The 20,077-nt window shown below is 41.5% G+C and carries 19 protein-coding genes; 1 reads left to right on the top strand and 18 read right to left on the bottom strand.

The window, feature by feature from the left end:
- Positions 1 to 12: 12 nt before the first annotated feature.
- From DV740_RS04495 to sigK, 15 genes are all read right to left on the bottom strand, one after another.
- On the bottom strand, positions 13 to 1,488 hold the full coding sequence (locus DV740_RS04495; protein ID WP_117698271.1) for a flagellar hook-length control protein FliK: 1,476 nt from the start codon (positions 1,486 to 1,488) through the stop codon (positions 13 to 15).
- 35 nt (positions 1,489 to 1,523) lie between these two features.
- On the bottom strand, positions 1,524 to 2,348 hold the full coding sequence (locus DV740_RS04500; protein ID WP_117698272.1) for a MotE family protein: 825 nt from the start codon (positions 2,346 to 2,348) through the stop codon (positions 1,524 to 1,526).
- A 15-nt stretch (positions 2,349 to 2,363) separates the two neighbouring features.
- Entirely contained in the window at positions 2,364 to 2,810 is a 447-nt protein-coding gene (gene fliJ, locus DV740_RS04505) for a flagellar export protein FliJ (RefSeq protein WP_117698273.1), read from the bottom strand.
- Between the two features lie 9 nt (positions 2,811 to 2,819).
- Entirely contained in the window at positions 2,820 to 4,127 is a 1,308-nt protein-coding gene (gene fliI / locus DV740_RS04510; RefSeq protein ID WP_117698274.1) for a flagellar protein export ATPase FliI, read from the bottom strand.
- A 10-nt stretch (positions 4,128 to 4,137) separates the two neighbouring features.
- Positions 4,138 to 4,929: a FliH/SctL family protein gene (locus tag DV740_RS04515; RefSeq protein WP_158552072.1), complete on the bottom strand. Its 792-nt coding sequence runs from the start codon at positions 4,927 to 4,929 to the stop codon at positions 4,138 to 4,140.
- Entirely contained in the window at positions 4,922 to 5,929 is a 1,008-nt protein-coding gene (gene fliG, locus DV740_RS04520) for a flagellar motor switch protein FliG (RefSeq protein ID WP_022243314.1), read from the bottom strand. The genes DV740_RS04515 and fliG overlap by 8 nt, the downstream gene beginning before the upstream one ends.
- Complete coding sequence (locus DV740_RS04525) at positions 5,930 to 7,537, bottom strand: flagellar M-ring protein FliF C-terminal domain-containing protein (RefSeq protein WP_117947050.1); 1,608 nt, start codon at positions 7,535 to 7,537, stop codon at positions 5,930 to 5,932.
- A 21-nt stretch (positions 7,538 to 7,558) separates the two neighbouring features.
- The gene (gene fliE, locus DV740_RS04530; RefSeq protein ID WP_022243316.1) at positions 7,559 to 7,870 is read right to left on the bottom strand and encodes a flagellar hook-basal body complex protein FliE; all 312 of its coding nucleotides are present in this window, start codon (positions 7,868 to 7,870) and stop codon (positions 7,559 to 7,561) included.
- 27 nt (positions 7,871 to 7,897) lie between these two features.
- On the bottom strand, positions 7,898 to 8,341 hold the full coding sequence (gene flgC / locus DV740_RS04535; RefSeq protein WP_117698275.1) for a flagellar basal body rod protein FlgC: 444 nt from the start codon (positions 8,339 to 8,341) through the stop codon (positions 7,898 to 7,900).
- Between the two features lie 22 nt (positions 8,342 to 8,363).
- Complete coding sequence (flgB, locus tag DV740_RS04540; protein ID WP_117698276.1) at positions 8,364 to 8,753, bottom strand: flagellar basal body rod protein FlgB; 390 nt, start codon at positions 8,751 to 8,753, stop codon at positions 8,364 to 8,366.
- 226 nt (positions 8,754 to 8,979) lie between these two features.
- Positions 8,980 to 9,753 carry a GTP-sensing pleiotropic transcriptional regulator CodY gene (gene codY / locus DV740_RS04545; protein ID WP_022243319.1) on the bottom strand — a complete coding sequence of 258 codons (774 nt, stop codon included), beginning with the start codon at positions 9,751 to 9,753 and terminating at the stop codon, positions 8,980 to 8,982.
- Positions 9,754 to 9,844: 91 nt separating this feature from the next.
- Positions 9,845 to 11,935, bottom strand: coding sequence for a type I DNA topoisomerase (topA, locus tag DV740_RS04550; protein WP_118087529.1), 2,091 nt, complete (start codon positions 11,933 to 11,935; stop codon positions 9,845 to 9,847).
- A gap of 34 nt (positions 11,936 to 11,969) precedes the next feature.
- A complete protein-coding gene (gene dprA, locus DV740_RS04555; RefSeq protein ID WP_118087530.1) occupies positions 11,970 to 13,064 on the bottom strand; it encodes a DNA-processing protein DprA in 1,095 nt (364 codons plus the stop codon).
- A gap of 5 nt (positions 13,065 to 13,069) precedes the next feature.
- Positions 13,070 to 14,608 carry a YifB family Mg chelatase-like AAA ATPase gene (locus DV740_RS04560; RefSeq protein WP_118087531.1) on the bottom strand — a complete coding sequence of 513 codons (1,539 nt, stop codon included), beginning with the start codon at positions 14,606 to 14,608 and terminating at the stop codon, positions 13,070 to 13,072.
- A gap of 219 nt (positions 14,609 to 14,827) precedes the next feature.
- Positions 14,828 to 15,463, bottom strand: coding sequence for an RNA polymerase sporulation sigma factor SigK (gene sigK, locus DV740_RS04565; RefSeq protein WP_118087532.1), 636 nt, complete (start codon positions 15,461 to 15,463; stop codon positions 14,828 to 14,830).
- A gap of 119 nt (positions 15,464 to 15,582) precedes the next feature.
- On the opposite strand from sigK, the gene DV740_RS04570 reads away from it, so the two are divergent.
- Positions 15,583 to 16,551, top strand: coding sequence for an RluA family pseudouridine synthase (locus DV740_RS04570; protein WP_118087533.1), 969 nt, complete (start codon positions 15,583 to 15,585; stop codon positions 16,549 to 16,551).
- On the opposite strand, the gene trpS is transcribed toward DV740_RS04570, so the two are convergent.
- Genes trpS through DV740_RS04585 form a run of 3 tightly spaced genes read right to left on the bottom strand, consistent with a single transcriptional unit; the run spans position 16,548 to position 19,955 of the window.
- Positions 16,548 to 17,552 (bottom strand): tryptophan--tRNA ligase, encoded by a 1,005-nt coding sequence (trpS, locus tag DV740_RS04575; RefSeq protein ID WP_118057410.1) that lies wholly within the window; start codon positions 17,550 to 17,552, stop codon positions 16,548 to 16,550. The two genes, DV740_RS04570 and trpS, sit on opposite strands and share 4 nt — an antisense overlap.
- Positions 17,553 to 18,101, bottom strand: a complete 549-nt coding sequence (locus DV740_RS04580) for a DUF5662 family protein (RefSeq protein WP_022243326.1) — start codon at positions 18,099 to 18,101, stop codon at positions 17,553 to 17,555.
- Between the two features lie 6 nt (positions 18,102 to 18,107).
- Positions 18,108 to 19,955: a glycogen operon protein GlgX gene (locus tag DV740_RS04585; RefSeq protein WP_118087534.1), complete on the bottom strand. Its 1,848-nt coding sequence runs from the start codon at positions 19,953 to 19,955 to the stop codon at positions 18,108 to 18,110.
- Positions 19,956 to 20,077: the final 122 nt, after the last annotated feature.

Genomic DNA, 20,077 nt, shown 5'->3' on the forward strand with positions numbered 1-20,077 from the left:
TTGTGCTCCTTTCTACGCTGTTACATCCATGGTATTTCCATGGTCTTTCATAATCTGGGCTGCCAATGTTTCTTCTTCATTCATAAGCCCGGATAACTCGTCCAATTCTCCACGGAACAATCTTCTTCCGGCTGTTCTTCCAGATTCTTCTCTCTGACTGCCCTGCTGTTCTTCTCCAGATGCATTCTGCTCCAAGTTCCGTTCAAATTCATGACTTGCTATTGTAACTTCGACTGCATCTACTTTGATTCCCTGCTGGTTTAAACTGGTTCGAAGGTCTGCAATCTGTGCTTCCAAAGCGGTCTTTACTGTTTCACTGCTTACTGCCAGTTCTGCAGTTATATTTCCTTCTTTGGTTGCTGCAATGTGTAAATATACTTTTCCGAGATTTTCCGGATTCAGCTGCATCTCAATGGATGAATTTTCTGGGGAGAGATTCACTTTTGCGAATTCTGTAATCTGGTTCATAATATCCTGCACATCAATGGTTGTACGGGATGCCACCTTATTTACCTCTTCCGGTGCTACAGTCTGCTGTTCTGCTCTTACCTGAAATTCCATATTCTGCGCATGTTCATTTACACTGCTCTCTTTCGTTTTCTGTGACTGGGCTGCTGGCTCGCCCATTTCACCGGACGCATTCTCTGATACATTGTTTTCAGTCTGTGCATCCTCTGACGCATTCACCTGAATTACCGGCGCTGCATCTTCTGTCTCTTCTTCCGGCTGTACATTCTGTGTTTCTTCTGTAGTATGGGTCATCTGAACTGTAGCTGCCATTACTGTTGTATCCTGTGAAGTAATTGTCGCATCAGTCTGTGGAGCAATTTCCTGCACGCCGCCATCTGCCATATCCACTGTTTCGTTAAAATCCGCTGTCAGTTCTGCCAACTGATTCTGTAATGCTACCCACTCATCCTTAGAAATTCCAAGTGTCTCACTTAAGCTCTGAACCAACGCATCTGTATTCTGCATAATATTTGTGAATTCTTCACTCATAAGCAGTGAACAGGCATCCTCAGTTCCTGTCAGTTGTGTCACAAGCTGTGAAAGGCTTGCCGGGTTCAGTAAATCCATCCACTGCAATCCCAGTATAGACATAGCATCTTCTACCTGCTCATCCGAAACGCCAAGTTCATCTTTCAGAATTTCTTTTACACCAGTTTCAAATGCATCCTTTGTGTCTTCCAGTTGATTCTGCAGCTCTTCCACTTTCTGTGTAGGAGAATTCTCCTTTACATTCAGTTTCTTTGCGCTGTCTGCTACAGCTGCCGGCTGTGTGGTTGTTGCTGCAGGTTCTTTTCCTACCGGATTTCCACTGGTAAGCTGCTGGTTTCCATAACCGGATGTTTTCTGTTCCATCACAGAAGCAAAGCTTGCCTGTGCAGTTGCACATAACCCTTTTTCCACAGTGCCCGTCACTTTGGAAAGTCCTGTGTCTAAAGTTCCAGGGGTTGATACCATTCCCGAAATCTTTGCACTCGTCATGTATTCTTCCTCCTTTCTTCTTTATTCAATTTTATTTATTCTGAAGGATTCATGATTTCTGTCACCTTTGCGGCTGTATCAGAATTCATTTTCCCTAGAATATCAGCTCTTGACTGCGCATCCATATTTTCCAATATCTGTGCCACCAGATTCAGATTATCTGTCATGGTGTCAAATATGGCTGCTGCTTCCTTCGGTTTCATCTGGGAATAGCCCTTAACATAATCAGATATCTTACTGTCTGTCTGCTGCTGTTCCACTACCTGTTTATACAAAAGTTCCGCATTATCCGGATCAATGCTCTCATAATATTCCTTATATTGTTCTATATCGGGTGCCTGGTCCGAAAAAACAACCTCATTATAAAATTTTTCTTTTTCTTCTTCAAAAGCAGCCTCATTTGCTTCATATTCTTTCAGCTTCTGGGACTGTGCTTCCAAATCCGCGATATAAGCACTGTTTTCACTGCTCCCCTGCTGTGCCTGTGCCAGTTCCTGCTCCAGTTCTTTTATGTAAGCTACCGCTTCATCCATGTTCTTATATGGATAATCCTCTTCCGTAGAAAGATCGTCCTCAGAGTCCGGTAAAATCCGGTTGACATACGGAATATCTTTTAATAGTGGACGCATTACCGTAGAGCCAAATCCTCCAACATCCCATTTAATCAGCAGTGTCAGTATTGCCAGCCATACAATAATGATGACCAATGTTACCAGAGCAACTGCCAGTTTTGAAGAACTGCCTTCCTCTTCTTCTGTATTTTCCAAATCAGTTTCCATGTTCTTTGCAGCCTTTTTTTCTGCCTTCTTTCTTGCCTTCTCCGCTTTCTTTGCTGCTTTCTTATCCATTTCTTCTGCCATCGTTACACCACCTGTCTATTTTTTCGGTCTGCCATAGCTATAGCTTACCAGTTCGTCTACTACCTTGTTATCTTCCTGCGCCAGTTGTTGTTTGAAATCTTCAAAATCCTTTTCCCGTAGTTTTTCCTGCGTCTTTCGCTCTTTCATAACTTCTTCCAGTTTCTGCCTGGCGGCTTCCACATTTTTCTCTGCTACCTGCACCTGCATCATCTGTCTTCGAATCAACACCTTCATGCTTTCAATTGCCTGTCTGCATTTTTTTATTTCCAGCAAATCTATTTTGCCTTCAACCAACTCTTTTGCCCGGTTATCATATGCATTCTTCCGCTCAAAGAGTTTTAAAAGCTTTGCCTCTTCTTCCCGGAGTGCTGCATTTGCCTGGCTGTATGCAATCTTTGCCTGACTTTCCAGTTTTAATTTAATATCTAAAATATTCTGCATTCGGTAAATAAATTTTGCCATATCTCATTCCTACTTGAATACATCTTCCAACAATGTCAATTCTTCTTCAAATGTAAATTTTTCATCAGTCCTCTGACACAGAAACTCATTGACCGCTTTTATCTTAGAAACCGCATAATCAATTTCTTCATTGGAGCCGCTCTTATAAGCACCAATATTAATCAAATCTTCTGCTTCCTGATAGGTTGCCAGTACATTTTTCAGCTTTCCTGCCACCGCCTTATGCTCCGCCGAAACAATGGAACTCATTACACGGGAAATACTCTGCAAAATATCGATTGCCGGATAATGATTCTTATGTCCTAATTTTCTGGATAACACAATATGTCCATCCAGAATACTTCTTGCTGTATCGGTAATCGGCTCATTAAAATCGTCACCGTCTACCAGCACCGTATAAAGTCCGGTAATAGAACCTCTTTCTGCTGTTCCTGCCCGCTCTAATAATTTCGGCATTTCCGAATACACGCTTGGCGGATATCCACGGGTAACCGGTGGTTCCCCGGTAGCAAGTCCGATTTCTCTTTGTGCCATGGAGAATCGGGTCAGTGAATCCATCATCAGCAGTACATCTTTTCCCTGATCCCTGAAATATTCCGCTACAGCTGTTGCAGTTTTGGCTGCTTTATTACGAATCAATGCCGGTTTATCTGAAGTTGCCACAATTACCACCGAACGGCGCATACCTTCTTCGCCAAGGTCCCGTTCAATAAATTCTCTCACCTCTCTGCCCCGCTCTCCAATCAGGGCAATTACATTGATATCCGCTTTGGTATTTCTTGCAAACATACCAAGCAGGGTACTCTTACCAACTCCGGAACCCGCAAAAATTCCAATACGCTGTCCCTTTCCAATGGTAATTAATCCATCCACTGCTTTAACTCCCAGTGGTAATACCTCACTGATGATTTCACGCTTCATCGGATCTGGTGGCGGGGCTTCAATCGGATATTCCTTATCGGTATGAATCTCATCCACATCTGTCGGTCGTCCAATTCCATCCAGAATATGGCCTAAAACCTCATCTCCCACCAAAACAGACAAAGGATGTCCCGTATTTGCTACGATACATCCAACACCCAGACCTTCAATACTGTCAAAAGGCATCAATAACAGCCGGTTATCCTTAAAACCGACTACCTCTGCCATGACATATTCTTTTTGCTCTCTATCCCGATATATTTTACACAAGTCATTCAGTTTTGCTTCCGGTCCGATAGATTCAATGGTAAGACCTACTACCTTAGACACTCTTCCAAGGCAGGTATAATATGTCTTATCCGAAAGTAACTGATATTTTTCCAAATCACATGTCACTCTTTTTTCCTCACATACACAATGACTGTATATCACGAATCAGATTATCCAGCTGTACATCCATTCCACACTCAAACACTCCTGTATCTGTCTCTATGATACATTCTCCTTCAGTCATGGAATGAATGGTAACTAAATCCAAAGTTGCATTCTGTCCCACGCATTCTAACAGCTCCTGTTTATGTTCTTCCAGATATGCTGCCTGTTTCGGACCTGCTTTGATTGTAAATTCTTTCGGTCCGTCAATGGATTCCATTGCCCGTTTTACAAGATAAAGTACAATCTCATCCTTATCATGGAACTGCACATGGAAAACATGGGAAACCACATCTGTAATTGTATGTACAAGCTTCGGTTCCAGTTCCCGCATCTGTTCCAGATAAGAATCCTGCAGCTGCTGTTCCCTTTTTCCAATGCTCTCTAACTTTGCATCATAAACCGCAGCACCTTCCTGCATTCCCTGTTCCAAACCTTCTGCCTGTCCCTGTTCCTGTGCCTGCTTACGAATTTCGTCTGCTTCCTCCCGGGCTGCTTTTCGGATTTCGTCTGCTTCGGCATTTGCCTGTGCTAAAATTTCTTCTGCTTTTTCCTTTGCCTCTGCTTCATAATCAATTGTTTCCACCTGCGGTGCAGCAATTCCTTCTACAAATCCACCTGACTCTGCCTGTGGCTGTTCCGGTTCTCTTGTCTTTGCAAGAGCCCGGGACTGTTCTTCTAAAATACGATACGCCAGCGTATTGGAATTAATCACGCGGCTCTCAGATTCATTCGTGATAAAACGCTGTTTATATAAATTAGACAATAATCTCATCACCTCCGCCACGGGAAATTACAATTTCTGCGGAGTCTTCCAGTTTACGAATAATACCAACAATCTTCTGCTGTGCTTCTTCTACATCCTTCATTCTTACCGGACCCATGAATTCCATATCTTCACGAATCATGGCAGCAAGACGTTTGGACAGGTTCTTAAAGATAACATTCTGAACCTCTTCGTTGGCACCCTTCAGTGCAACAGCAAGGTCATTGTTGTCCACATCACGCAGCACACGCTGGATTGCACGGTCGTCCAGCAACAGGATGTCTTCGAACACAAACATCTTCTTGCGGATTTCGTCTGCAAGTTCCGGCTCTTCGATTTCTAAGGATTCCATAATATGTTTCTCTGTTCCACGGTCTACCGTATTCAAAATACCAACGATAGCATCTACACCACCCACAATTGTGTAATCCTGATTGATCAGGGAAGAAAGTTTTCTCTCTAACACACGCTCTACCTCTTTGATTACATCTGGTGAAGTCCTGTCCATCTTGGCAATACGTTTTGCAACATCTGCCTGTTTCTCCGGTGTCAGGGCTCCTAAAATCATTGCAGACTGTGCCGGTGACAGATATGACAAAATCATGGCTATGGTCTGTGGATGCTCGTCCTGAATAAAGTTCAACACCTGACTTGGATCTGTCTTTCGTACAAATTCGAACGGACGAACCTGAAGGGATGCTGTCAGTTTTGTAATAACCTCCTGTGCCTTGTCGCTGCCTAATGCCTTATCCAGGAGTTCTTTGGCATAGCCAATACCACCTTCTGCAATATACTGCTGTGCAAGGCATACCTGATAGAATTCGTTTAATACGCTTTCTTTGGTCTGTGGTGACACACTTCTGGTATTTGCAATCTCCAGTGTCAGTTCTTCTATTTCATCTTCTTTTAAATGTTTGAAAATACTGGCCGACTTCTCCGGTCCTAATGCTATCAGCAATATCGCCGCTTTCTGAATGCCATTATATTCTTCTGTTCCCATTTATTCCCACTCCTCATTCAGCCAGTTACGAAGCAACGACGCAACAGCCTCCGGATTTTCATCTACGAATTTTTCAATCAGGACACGAATCTCTGACTTCTCATTGTAACCAATATCTTCCAAATCTTCCTGTTCTGCCTGCTTGGTTGTCTCAAGCAACGATTCTACAGAAAGCTCCGGTTCAATTTCAGTTTCTTTTTCTTTTCTGGTACTGCGGAATACCACATATCCTAACAGTGCAAAAATCAGAACCGCAAGAATAATCTGCAGGTAATCCTGAAAGCCCCTGCCGCTGCCCTTAGAATATTCAAACATCGGAATATCATAGCTGACAATCGAAATATTAGATGCCGGGATACCGGTTGCATTGGATACCATAGTATAAAGATCCTGATCTACCGTTCCCTTTACCCGGTTGTTATTCTGTGTTACAAATTCATCAAAGGTCATATTGTCCAGAGTACCATCTGCTTTTAAGGTATCCTCATTATAAGTCACATAACGGGCTACCGTTACAGATATGGATGACTGGTCATATTCTATATCTCCTACAGAGCCAATGGTCTGGGTGTTCTTTTCATCCAGTGCACGGTCAATGGAATCATCTGTAATAGAGCTTTCTGATGTGCTTCCATCCGGAAGTACATAAGTTGTTCCATCTCCATTAGAGTCTGTTCCCGGTGTTCCCGACGTACCACCGGTTGAGTCTGACTGATAACGGTCCTCATGGGTAATCAGTCCTTCATCCCTGTCTCCCTGCGCAGAATAATTTGTCTCATTAGTCGTAACCTGATCAAAATTCAGCTTTAAATTTAATCCTACATCAATCGTATCATAAAGGTCTGTTCCCTTAATCACATCTGTAACAGCCTTCTTCACCTGTGTTTCTTTCTTTGTCTGATAACTGAGCTGTGTGCTGGCAGTTCCGATTGCTGTACTCTCTTCTCCACCCGCAAATAAAAGGTTGGAATTAGAGTCAATAATCGTAATATTATCCGTGGAAGAATTGCCAATCTCAGTTGCTATATATCTTGCTAAAGATGCCGCCTGGTCTTCGGACATCTCTCCGTTCAGTTCCAGCTTAACGCTGGCATAGGACTCCTGATTTCTTGTAACTAAGGTTCCATCATCTTCCGGAATATTTAAGTTAACATCTGCCGACTTAATCAAATCCATATTTTCCAGTTCTTTTGCAAATTTATCTTCCAAAAAAACCTGATACCGTTTACTCTTATCAGCTTCCGTTGTGCTGATACTGCCGCTTAATGCATCATCAATGGTAAATCCGTTGGTCGGAATACTGTTTGAACCAAGCAAAATATTTGCATCTGCCTGATTCTTTGCATTTACCGAAAAAGTCATTCCATCAGAAGAAACCTCATAATCTATGCTGTTTCCATCCAAAAGGTCTTTTACAGACGATGCCTGCGTTGCATCCTCACAGGTTATCAGCTGAACCATCGTAGGTTTCGTCATCACGACAGCCAGTATCACCAATGCAAGAATTACTACAGCCGTAATACTGATAAGAAGCGTCTTCTGCTTTGTTGTAAACTTCAGCCACCACTCTTTTATTTTTTCTAATATTGCTTTCAATCTGTCTGGCATAATCTACTCATCCTACCTATACTAAATCTGCATGTTCATAATTTCTTTATAAGCATCTATTACTTTATCCCTTACTGCAACTGTATACGATAATGCAATGTTTGCCTTTTCCTGCGCCACAAGCAATTCATGGGTATTGGTTGATTCTCCCAATGCAAATTTAATTTCCTCTTCCTCTGCATTGTTCTGATAATTATTTGTTTCCTTCACCATGTTCATTGCCGTTGCAAGAATATTATCAAAGCTTTCCGCACTGTTTGACTGCTGTGTTGCAGCTGCATTCTGTGTATTAAAAACATCTGACGAAACTCCTGTTAATACATTAACATTCATCGTTTATCTCACCTTTCCAAATATCTTTTATAATTTACCAATCTGTAATCCTGCCTGTGCAATCTGTTTGCTTGCATCAAAAGCTGTTACGTTCGCCTCATATGCTCTGCTGGCATCAATAAGATTCGTCATTTCTGTTACTATATTCACATTCGGATATGACACATAACCATTTTCATCCGCATCTGGATTGGATGGGTCATATTCCATAGTAAAATCAGTAGAATAATCTTCTGTCACTGAAGAAACCTTTACTCCGTTTCCCACATAGCCTTCCCGGGAATCAGAAAGCACTTTGCTGAACGGAGTTACACCTTTTTCCGAAAAAGTTACAATTTTTCTGCGGTATGGTGTTCCATTCTCTGTACTGGTTGTATTTACATTTGCTACGTTCTCAGAAATGGTATCCATACGAAAACGCTGCGCCGTCATACCGGACGCACTGATATCAAACGACTGAAATAATGCCATTCTTTATTCCTCCCACACAATTTTATTTAATAACGGTTTTATACCGTGATATTTCCTGACTGATACTGTTGGTCAATCCCAGATAACGGATTGTTTCTGAGGCAAGCTCTACATTCTCCTGCTCCGGGTCAACATTGTTGCCGTCCAGACGGTAAGAATAAGAGGCATTGTCGATATATGTCTTTGCATTCAGATGGTCCATATGGATATTTGCCACCTTGTCATCCAGTGAAACATATTTGCTTTTGCCCAGTTCGGATTCCAATGTACTTTCAAAATCCAAATCCCGGCGTTTATATCCAGGTGTATCAGCATTTGCAATATTATTTGATATTAACTGTTCTCTTTCCCAGCTCGCACTTGCGGCCTTATTCAGCACATTCATATAGTCAAACGCATTTGAACTTATCATACTGCACCTCCATAGTTATCCATATTGTTATCGCATCATATTTTATTATAAATAATCTTGTAAAAAACACAAGTATTTTTTTCTTATTTTTACATTATCTAGTGTTTTTTTCCAATTGGCCACACAATATAAAAGGGATTTACAGCTTTTTCCCACTATAAATCCCTTTATCCGATGCACCATCCGTGTGCTCTTCTTTATATCCTGTTTGTTTATATTTCTATGGTTAATCTGCCTTTCGTATTCTGGCAAGTTCATCAAACACCACATCATTTACAACTTTGATATAAGTTCCCTTCATTCCGGAAGAACGGGATTCGATGACTCCTGCACTTTCGAACTTACGCAATGCATTTACAATAACGGAACGTGTAATTCCTACACGATCTGCAATCTTGCTGGCTACAAGAATACCTTCTGTTCCGTTTAACTCATCAAAAATATGAGTAATTGCCTCTAACTCTGAAAAAGAAAGTGTGCTGATTGCTGAACGCACAATCTGTACTTTTCTGGTCTCTTCCGCATTTTCCTCATTCACAGAACGCATCATTTCCAGTCCGACAACTGTTGTTCCATATTCACTGAGAATAATATCATCAATGTCATACTGGTTATCATAACGATATACAAACAATGTTCCTAACCGCTCACCAGCAATATCAATCGGTGTAATAATTGCAGAATATTTCTTAATATCTGATTCAAATCCTAATGTTTCCAGATTGACGTTTTCCTTTGTGGAAAGAATTCCAAGCAGTCTTTCATTCAGCATAGAATCAATAAACCCGCCTACTTCATCAACAATCAGTTCATGAATCTCATCAATTCCACGGCACTGGCTGCTTCCGAGTACCTTTCCTTTTTTACTGATAACAAGGATATTGGAATCCAATATCTCTGTCAAAACCTCACAGATATCATTGAACACAACCTTTGACGAATTATTATTGTGCAAAAGCTTATTTATTTTTCTTGTTTTATCCAACAGCTGAACGCTCATACTTATATCCTCCACGCTATATTCAGAATAACTAGACTGTTTAATATTTTATCATGTTTATTCTGATAATTCAAGAATTTGAATTGTACTTTTAATTCTTTTCATCCTTTTTTGGTTTTTCCTCTGAAAAGCCACACTGCTCATTGGCACAGGCAAGCTTATTGCCCTTTTCTACCATATAACTTCCGCACTTCGGACATTTCTCAGATGACGGCTTTGCCCATGACATGAAATCACATTCCGGATTATTCTCACATCCGTAATATCTTCTGCCTTTCTTGGTTTTACGTAGTACAATATCTTTGCCGCATTTCGGGCAGGCAACACCAATCTTCTCAAAATACGGTTTGGTATTACGGCACTCCGGGAATCCAGGACACGCCAAGAATTTACCATGCGGACCGTATTTGATTACCATATTTCTGCCGCACTCTTCACAAATTACATCGGTCACTTCATCCGCTATCTGCACTTTTTCCAGATCTTTTTCTGCCTGCTTTACTGCCGCATCCAAATCCGGATAGAAATTGCTTACTACAGTCTTCCAGTTTACGGTTCCTTCTTCCACGCTATCCAGCAGCGACTCCATATTAGCGGTAAAATGTTCGTCCACGATACTGGAAAATGCTTCTGTCATAATGGAATTTACTGCTTCACCAAGCTCGGTAACATAAAGGTTTTTATTTTCCTTAATCACATATCTTCTGGCAAGAATGGTGGTTATGGTCGGAGAATAGGTACTTGGTCTTCCAATTCCACGTTCCTCCAATGCCTTTACCAAAGATGCCTCGGTATAATGAGCAGGCGGCTGTGTAAAATGCTGTTTTTCATCCCATGCATCAAAACTTAATTCTGTATCCTTATCAATGGACTTAAGCATTACATTCTGTGTGCCCTTTTCTTCATCTTCATTGGTGTATACAGACATAAATCCTTCAAATACAAGCTTGGATGCTGCTACGGTAAAACAGTATTTTCCAGCACCGATTTTTACGGATGTTGTCTCATATTTTGCATCACTCATACGGCTTGCGGTAAAACGGTTCCATATTAACTGGTACAGGCGGAACTGGTCTCTGGATAAAGATTCCTTTACCATTACCGGTGTTCTTGTAATATCAGACGGACGGATTGCTTCATGGGCATCCTGAATCTTGTTACTGTTCTTCTTTTCCTGTACATGGGAAGAAACATAATTCTCGCCATACTGCGCTGCGATAAAGCTGCGTGCCATAGCATCTGCTTCTTCTGAAATACGGACAGAATCTGTTCTCAGGTAAGTAATCAGACCAACCGTTCCGATTCCCTTTACATCCACACCTTCGTATAACTGCTGTGCTAAACGCATGGTTTTCTGTGTGGAGAAATTCAATACCTTGGATGCTTCCTGCTGTAAGGTACTGGTGATAAACGGCTGTGGAGCCTTTTTATTACGTTCCCCTTTTTTCACATCTGTTACGGTAAATTTTTCTTTTTCAAGCTCTGCCATAATAGCATCTGCCTGTTCTCTTGAGGTGATATTCATTTTTTCTTTTGCTGTTCCGTAAAACTTTGCAGTTAACGGTTTCTTCTCACCTTTTACTTTCAGGCTTGCATCTAAGGTCCAGTATTCTTCCGGTATAAATGCATTTATTTCACTTTCACGGTCGCAGATCAAACGCAATGCCACAGACTGTACACGTCCTGCACTTAAGCCTCTTTTTACCTTTGCCCATAATAACGGGCTAATCCGGTAACCCACCATACGGTCTAACATACGGCGCGCCTGCTGGGCATTCACTAAATCCATATCGATGTCTCTCGGTTTTTTTAAAGAAGTTTTTACTGCATTCTTGGTAATCTCATTGAAACTGATCCGGTAAACCTTTTTATCAGAATTTGCCAGATTCAGTGCCTGATATAAATGCCAGGAAATTGCTTCTCCCTCACGGTCAGGGTCTGTTGCAAGATAAATGACATCTGCTTTTTTCACTTCTTTTCTTAATTTTGCAAGTACATCACCTTTTCCCCGGATGGTAATATACTTTGGTTCAAATCCGTGTTCTGCATCAAATCCTAAGGTACTCTTCGGTAAATCACGCACATGTCCATTGGATGCATCCACTTCATAATTCTTCCCCAGAAACTTTTTAATTGTTTTAACTTTTGCCGGTGACTCAACAATAACAAGATATTTAGCCATAACCCTGCTCCTTTATTTTGTTCTCTCTATGCGGTTATTCATGTATTTTTATATAATAATTCTTATATACTTCTTTGATAAAACCTGCATTTTCCAGCGTCAGCAGTATCTCACACATCCGGTCTACCGGAAGCTTTGTTTCTTCCAAAATCTGCTGGGCACTTTTCGGTTGCAAATCGAGAACACTATACACCACCCCTTCATCTTTTTCAAGTACCTTTTTTGAAAAAGCATTGGAAACTACTATATTGGCAAGATCAATTTCAAGATCCTTAAACCATTCCTCCGGAGACACTATGATGCCAGCCCCCTGCCGTATCAGGCGGTTACAGCCTCCACTTAACACATCTCCAACACGCCCCGGAAGTGCATAAATATCTTTTCCCTGCTCTAAGGCAAAGTCTGCCGTAATCAATGAACCGCTCCGCTCCTTTGCTTCTATTACAACTACCACATCTGAAAGCCCGCTGATTAACCGGTTCCGTTGCGGGAACAACTTTCCCAAAGGTTTTGTCTGCGGCATATATTCAGATAGAATTCCGCCTTTTTGTGTCATAGTCTGATAAAGACTCTGATTCTGTCTGGGATAACAGTAATCTGCCCCGCATCCCATAACAGCATAAGTTTCTCCCTCTGCCGCCATGGCACCACTGTGGGCTGCTCCATCAATTCCTGCAGCCAGTCCACTGATTATAATGCAGCCTGCTTTTACTGCCAGTTCCGCCAGATGTTTTGCATAGTAACGACCGTATTCACTGCATCTTCTTGCTCCCACAATAGCAATACTTTTCTTATCTTCCGGTGGCAGACTGCCCTTATAAAAAATTCCATAAGGTGGCTTATTGATATATAAAAGACGTTTCGGATAGTTTTCATCCTCTCTTGTTACAAGATACAGTCCGCTTCTTTTTAAATTCTCCCATGCTTCTTCTAAGTTCCATGCTTTTTTATAGGTAAGAACAGACTTCACATCTGCTTCGGTAATGCCCGGAATCTGCATGAATTCCTTTTCTGACATGTCATATAAGACTCCTGCACTTCCGGCAAAACGAAACAGTTTTTCCACTTTTCCGGTTCCAATGTTTTCTGCCATCTGTGCCATACACGCCAGCCAGTATTTATATTTCATTCCATTTATCCCTCCCAGAATTTCTTATCTACATTCCGATAACAGACCGCCTCACTTAAATGTCTGGTTAGGATTTCATCTGAACCGTCCATATCTGCAATGGTTCTCGCCACCCGCAAAATCCTATGATAAGATCTGGCTGTCAATTCCAGCTTCTGATAAATGCTTTCCATATACTGTTTTTGTTTTGTCGATAATCTGCAATATTTTGTCAGTAATGCCGCCGGAATTCTACTGTTATAGCGAATGTTAGTTCCGGCAAACCTTTGCTGCTGCCGCTCCATAGCTGCAACCACCCTTTTTCTAATTTCTGCCGAAGTCTCCTGATGCGGATTTTCTTTAATCAAATCCTGATATTCCACACGCTTTGTCTCTACACAGATATCAATTCTGTCCAATAAAGGCTGACTGATTTTCTTTAAATACTGTTCCACCATTCCTTTCGTGCAATGACAGCGGTTCAAATCCGGATAATATCCACACCGGCAGGGATTCATGGCAGCCACCAGCATAAAATCCGACGGAAATTCATAATTTCCGGCAAGCCTTGCAAGCTTTACACAGTGTTCTTCCATAGGCTGTCTTAAAATTTCCAAGGTTTCCCGCCGGAACTCCGCCAGCTCATCTAAAAAGAGTACACCATGGTGGGCGAGACTGATTTCTCCCGGTCCCGGAACCATTCCACCACCTGCCAGTCCCTGTGGTGTTATGGTATGATGTGGATTACGGAAAGGACGTTCTGCCATCCATGCTTCACTTTCCGTCAGAAGTCCCCTTACACTGTATATTTTTGTTACCTCCAGGGCCTCATCTTCCGTCATCTCCGGTAAAATACCCGGAATTCTCCTTGCAATCATTGTCTTTCCTGCGCCTGGTGGTCCAATCATCAGGAGATTATGTCTGCCGCTTACCGCAATCTCACAGGCTCTTTTCACAAACTGTTGTCCATTAATTTCTGAAAAATCCGGTACTTCTTTTCTCTTAACCTTTTTCTCATGCCCGATTTCTTCTTTCTCAGGCTCCCAGAATTTTATTTCATCATTAAAGCCTTTTATCACTTCTTCCAGTGTGTTTACACCAAACAGACGGATTCCTTTTACCAATGCAGCTTCTTTGGCATTTTCCACCGGCACCATACAGGCGTCCATCCGCTCCTGTGCAGCCTTTGTCACGATGGGCAATACTCCATGAATCGGTTTTATTCTTCCATCCAGTCCTACTTCTCCTACAATCAGAAGCTGTTCCAGCCTGTCTTTCGGAATAATCCCCATTGCAGCAAGCACTGCCACTGCTACCGGCAAATCAAAGGACGAACCGCATTTTCTTACATATGCCGGCGAGAGATTAATCGTAATCCGTTTTGGTGGGAGACGGTATCCACAATTTTTAAGGGCTGTCCGCACCCGCTCTCTTGCCTCCCGCACTTCTGCCGATAAAAATCCTACCATTTCAAACACTGGCATACCATCCGTCACATCTGCTTCCACGCGGATAGGAATGCTCTCAATGCCACGCACGATTGCCGTTGATACAATACTGTACATTAAATTTCACCTTTCTGTTTTGCAATTATTCTGTTTTTTGTAATTATTTCATTTTCTCTGTTCATTTTGTTTGTCCGGGATTTTTCTGCAGAAGAACTCTGCAATTTACATGAGTAGCCCCAAGATGGGTTATTCATCATTTATTTCGATAAAAAAGATGGACTCATCATATCATGAAATCCATCCTTTTCAAATACCAATTTAACACATTATAAAAATTTAATAATTGTAACCTTTTTCAAAATAAGCTTTCAGCTTCTCCAATGCCTTTTTTTCAATTCGTGAAACATAGGACCTCGAAATATTTAAGTTTTTTGCAATCTCCTTTTGTGTCACCGGACAGTCCGTTTTTAGGCCATAGCGCAGGTTTATGATAATCTGTTCCCGTCTGTTTAGTACCCGCGGCAGTATTTCATATAAGGTCTTCACATTTCTGTCATACTCCATCTGCTCCACCACATCCGGTTCGTTATGCACTACAATATCCAGTAAATGTATCTGGTTTCCCTCTTTATCTGTTCCGATTGGCTCATAAAGAGACACTTCCCTGGCAATTTTACGCTTACTGCGCAGATACATCAGAAGTTCATTTTCAATGCATCTCGCTGCATAAGTTGCCAGCTTATTTCCTTTTTCTACCCGGAAGGTATCGATTGCTTTAATCAATCCAATGGTTCCAATCGATATCAGATCTTCCATATCCTCTTCCACATTCTGATATTTTTTTACCACATGCGCTACCAGACGCATATTATGTTCTATCAGAATATGTTTTGCTTCAAGGCTGCCTTCCCCAAGCTGTTTTAAATATTGCTTCTCTTCCTGTATAGTCAATGGAGATAAAAATGTTTTCAATACAGCACCCTTAAAAAGCGATTTATTATATTCTATGCGTCTGCCAGATTCTTCGTGCCTTTCCTCTTTTTTTATCTCTATCCTTTTCTTCTGTGTCTTTTTCCTTTATAATTATCCTTATGAAGCGAATATTAGACTATACCATAACAAATGAATACAAAAACTATACGATAAGAGAATTTCTTACGGAAAAAGGATACCCGAAAGGGCTCCGGGCACATCTTTTCCGCACCGAAAATGTTCTTTTCCGAAACGGTGATACCGGGCACAGCAGTGACCGGCTGAAGGTTTCTGATAAATTAAAGACTATTTTAGAAGAATCTATGCCGGAAAACTATCCTGCACCGGAAAACATTCCCCTTTCCATCCTCTATGAAGACGAAGATATTCTTGTTATCAATAAACCGGCACACATGCCTGTCCACCCATCCATGACACATTACGAACATACCCTCGCCAATGCTGTCTTTTATTATCTGGGCAGCAAAAACGAAGCCGGTCCTTTCCGCTGCATCAACCGGCTGGATAAGGATACTACCGGTATCACAATCCTTGCAAAGAACAGTCTCAGCGGCGGTATCTTAGGCAGACAGATGAACGAACGGAAAATCCACCGCACCTATCTTGCCATTGTCCGTGGTATTACCCCGGAATCCGGTACCATTACTGCGCCAATCGGCAGAAAGGAAGGTTCTGTATTAGAGCGTCAGGTAGATTTTGGGCAAGGTGAATACGCCTGCACCCATTACCGCAGACTAGCTGTGAAAGAAATTTTTTCAAAAAATACTTTTTCAGGGGAGCCTCTTTCACCGGATGCACTCTCCCTTATTGCTTTGCGGCTTGACACCGGCAGAACCCACCAGATCCGTGTCCATATGAGCTACCTCGGCTACCCTTTAATCGGAGATTTTCTTTATTATCCGGATTTTTCCATGTTAAAAAGGCAGGCTCTTCATGCCTGCCAGTTAAAATTCGAACATCCAATCACAAAGGAACAGCTCTGCTTTACGGCTCCACTTCCTGCCGATATGCAAATGCTGTTCCCTGAATTTCATGTTCCAAATCTGGACAATCTATTTTCGGATTAACGGATTCTTTCGGTAAGTCCGACTTTCTTCTGCACCTTACGCAAGGTCTTATTAGAATAATAAGCTGCTTTTTCGTCATTCTTTTTAATCATACTGTCAAGATAGGTCTTGTCTGCCATCAGTTCCCCATAACGTTTCTGCAATGGCTCTAACTCTGCAGCAACTGCTTCTCCTACTGCCAGTTTGAAATCACCGTAGCCTTTTCCGTCAAATTCTTTTTCGGTTTCTTCTCTTGTCTTACCGGTTACACAACCATAAATATCAATCAGATTACTAATGCCCGGTTTATCTTCACGATATACAATTTCACTGCCGGAGTCGGTTACTGCACGTTTAAATTTGCGGATAACGGTATCTTTATCATCTAAAAGGCGGATGGTTGCATTTGGATTCTCATCGGACTTTGACATCTTTTTCTCCGGCTCCTGCAGACTCATAATCTTTGCACCTGCTTTTCCGATATATGCCTCCGGAATTGTAAATACATCTCCGTAAATAGCATTAAAACGCTGTGCAATATCTCTGGTAATCTCAAGATGCTGTTTCTGGTCTACGCCAACCGGAACCACATCTGCCTGATACAATAAAATATCAGCCGCCATTAATACAGGATAGGTATAAAGACCTGCATTGATATTATCTGCATGTTTTGCAGCCTTATCCTTAAACTGTGTCATTCGGTTCAATTCCCCCATATAGGTAAAGCAGCCTAATATCCAGCTTAATTCTGCATGTCCGGATACATGGGACTGATAATAAATACAGTTTTTCTCCGGGTCTAATCCTGCCGCTACATATAATGCATAAAGAGAACGGGCATTTTTACGGAACTCTGCCGGCACCTGTCTTAAGGTAAGGGAATGTAAATCCATAACACCATAGATACATTCATATTCATTTGTAAGATTTACCCAGTTTTTCAATGCTCCCAAATAATTTCCAAGGGTAAGGGTTCCTGTTGCCTGCATTCCACTATATAAAATCTTCTTTCCGTCTAACATTTATTTATCCTTCTTTCTTTTATTTTTCAATACTTCATATCGAATATATGCATAAGTCTCTTCTTCGCCGCATTCTGCCAGCATATGAAGAAGGCACTCTAAAAGTTCTCTTGATTCCTCATGAATAATATGATACTGCTTTCCATGTTCGTAATAAGCCAGAGGACTTTCGTCGGTATATTTTTCTCTCTGGTAATTCCTGCTTGCTGCCACCCGGTCAATAAACATCTCAACAACATATTTTGTTGGCATCTTCATTCCAGTAATTCCGGTGCATTTATCCGGTCCGTAATCAATCCAGTATTCCATATGATGCTTGTTTCTGCCCTTATGGTGCAGCCAGGCTGCGGAATACCCCTTATCCTCACGTTCGGCATTGTTGGGACTCATATTTCCCTGAAAATACTTACAGCCCACTAAAAATTCCGTTGGTGAATATTTCGACAAATCATGCAATAAGCCCTGGCGGTAAAGTCCAACTTTAAAACAGCCTTTCATGACTAACATCTTGTGATGATTAATTGTGCAAAAATGTTTCCATGCTTTCATCTTACTTTATTTCCCTATTAATATCTGAATGGACATCCCGGCAATTTCTACCTGGACTGCATCCATTATCATTTCTTTCTCCAGAAAACCATTTTCATTTCCTGTATCCATTACTTTATACCATTTTTTGCTTTTTGGCAATTTTGGAAGTGCAAGGAACTGTTTTCCGGTGTGAAAATTATATGCCACATAAATCATTTCCTCACAATCCGCATACAGTCCGCAATAAAGCATCCCAACCGACTGGCGGTTCGGGCTAAATCCCACAGTCCATGCACTATCGCAGTGAAAAGAAAGATCCGGATATCCCAGTCCCTTATAATCATTCATCCGCATCGGCTCTTCCATCCGAAGAACCGGGTGTGCCTTACGAAAGGCTGCCATTTTCTTTACAAACTGTTGTAAGGAAGCATATTTCTTATCATTTTTCCAGTTTACCCAGCCAACTGCATTATCCTGGCAATAAGCATTATTATTTCCCCTCTGGGAATTACCAATCTCATCACCGGCAGCAAGCAGTGGAATACCCTGTGCTAAAAATACTGCCGTAATCGCATTTCGAAGCTGTTTTTTACGCAGGCTTTCTATATATTTTTTGCGGGTTGGTCCTTCAATGCCATAGTTGTCACTGTAATTCCAGTCATTTCCATCCGCATTGTTTTCCCCATTTGCCTCATTATGTTTCTCACTGTACATAAATACATCTGCCAGTGTAAAACCATCATTAGATGCTGCGTAATTCACAAATCCGGCATGTTTCTTCTGCTTACGCATCTGGTTTACAAAATCGGTAAGACAGATTTCCTTATGATTTAACATTTTCCGCAACGGATAATAAAATTCATCCCGGTAAACAAATAAATGCGGATATGCATAATCCTGTTCCAGCAAATCCTCCGGAATTGTATCTGCAAACAGCTTACTGCGGCACAAAATCAAATCCTGTGCCATAGCACGAATCGGAAGATTTGCTCCCATCAGACGGAATCCATCCACATGATATTCCATCACCCAGAAGCGCAGGGCTTCTAACATCAGATTCTGATTGATGGTATCAGGAAAATAAATTTCCATAATACATTCCATGTCATTTTTATGCAATGCCTTAATTAATGATTTCAAGGCATGCTCCGGCTGTCTGCTTCTGGTAAATGCAGCCTTCGGCGCAAAATAATTGCCTTCGGTATAGCCCCAGCAATTTATCTTCTCAACTTCCGGCAGCTTCTTTGTATCTGTCTTCTGTTCTTCCTTCCAGGTCACATAATCCGGCAGTTCACAGGTTTCCGGTATCATCAGCTCTTCAAATTCATAAAAAGGCATAAATTCAACGGTTGTAACGCCCATATCACGAAGATATCCTATCCGGTTCTCTACTGCTTCAAAAGTTCCTTTTCTTGCTCCGCCATTACTACCCTCCATGGTAAAATTTCTCACATGAAGTTTGTACATGACCATATCCTTTTTGGCAATTTCCGGTGCCACATCCTCTTCCCAGTCAAAAACATCTGTGGAGAAACCGCTTTTCACCTGATAATCCATACCAAAGCGTTCCTTTTCTCCCCACTTTTCCCTGCCTACAATTCTTCTGGCATATGGATCTGTCATAACCTTACCGTCTATTTCAAAATTATAATCAAAAGAAGCCGGTTCAATGCCCATTACCATAATTGAGCGCAGTGCACCCACATAGTAAGTATCCGGAACCGGTATTTTCTCAATTTTCCCTGTTTTCTTTTCATACAGTACAATACTGCATTTCTGCTCTTTTCTCCCCTCAAAGGTAAATACAACCCCATCACTATGCACAACTGCTCCCATGGTTCTGTAATCGCCTTCCCGAACATTGTATTTCATTTCATCATCCTGCACTTTCCTATATTCAAGTCTCTTGAAAAGATTATAACACGATTCATTGACAATTGATATGTAAATTTTTATAATTATAGTGTAGTGTATTGTTAATTAGTGATATAAGA

Origin of the sequence: Roseburia sp. AF02-12 (genome assembly GCF_003461765.1) — a bacterium.
In the GTDB taxonomy this organism is placed as follows: Bacteria; Bacillota; Clostridia; order Lachnospirales; family Lachnospiraceae; genus Roseburia_C; species Roseburia_C amylophila.